Source organism: Acidiplasma cupricumulans (genome assembly GCF_001402935.1).
Taxonomy (GTDB): Archaea; Thermoplasmatota; Thermoplasmata; order Thermoplasmatales; family Thermoplasmataceae; genus Acidiplasma; species Acidiplasma aeolicum.
Window position 1 is genome coordinate 1 of the sequence record NZ_LKBH01000249.1, and the last position, 946, is coordinate 946.

General features: G+C 29.1%; 2 protein-coding genes and 1 pseudogene. All 3 read right to left on the reverse strand.

Annotated elements, in window-relative coordinates:
* Positions 1–410: hypothetical protein (locus AOG55_RS06710; protein ID WP_156318792.1), on the reverse strand; the 410-nt coding region annotated here is incomplete at its 3' end.
* 39 nt (positions 411–449) lie between these two features.
* Positions 450–725 (reverse strand): zinc ribbon domain-containing protein, encoded by a 276-nt coding sequence (locus tag AOG55_RS09685; protein WP_061950860.1) that lies wholly within the window; start codon positions 723–725, stop codon positions 450–452.
* A gap of 36 nt (positions 726–761) precedes the next feature.
* Positions 762–923: pseudogene (locus tag AOG55_RS09690) on the reverse strand (IS607 family transposase); the annotation flags it as partial.
* Positions 924–946 lie beyond the last annotated feature (23 nt).

Here is a 946-nt window from a genome sequence, read left to right on the forward strand (position 1 = left end):
ATTATTTTAAAATAAATATCGGGGCCACCAATGCCACCCCCCTTTAAAATTACATATTTTGAATCCAGATCTCCACCGTTTATTATTCCACATGAAACGAGCGGCATGAAACATTGCATATTCTTTATGAATTTAAATTCCGAGGAATTAAGCAATGAAAACGCAGTTTCACCACCACTTATAATTATTAGATCGTATTTTTTTAATTTATTTATAAAGTCCTTGCTATTTATGTTCCTCCAGTTATTGGTTCCAAAATAATAAATGTCAGTCTCTCCGGTTTCATCAGATATATTATGGATTTTAAGCCCATTCAATAGCATATGATGGATCTGCATCAACGTTTCGTATGTGTTTGTGCCGATAACTATTGCAGTTTTATTAATCAGGTTATGGTTTTTGTTATTCATGTTTAACAACTCCTTTAGAAATTATTATTTCTTTCATGCTTAAACTTCATGGATACAACCCAATGCCCTAGAGCGCATCAAATGCTTCAGGGATTGCTTTTTTATAATATTATATGATGCGTGTAAATCTGCATGCATTAATATACCATTTGATGATCTAAAGATTTCTCTTTTGATTCTCTTACCCAAATACATTTCATGCTTTTCCATAGTTTCATTATCAATAAATGAGCATTTGGATGTATATGATTCATCATGGATAATTACATTTATTTTATATTCTCTGGCCTTGTAATAAATCTGATTTATAAGCATATTAAAAGTTAATTGAATAAAGTTCTGATTATTATTTTTTCCTTTTATATCATTATTAAGAATCCTGTAAACATCACCATGATTGTAATTATATTTATTATTTGGTATTACAGCATATCCTATTTTTCCATCCATTGCATATGCATTCAATGTTTTTCCTGATATTCTTAAAAGGTTCATTAGTTCATTTGCCTTCATGGTTAATATTATAATATAACATA

Excerpts from the sequence above, each read along its gene's own strand:
- AOG55_RS09685 (WP_061950860.1), bottom strand. The coding sequence starts at position 725 with ATGCTTATAAATCAGATTTATTACAAGGCCAGAGAATATAAAATAAAT.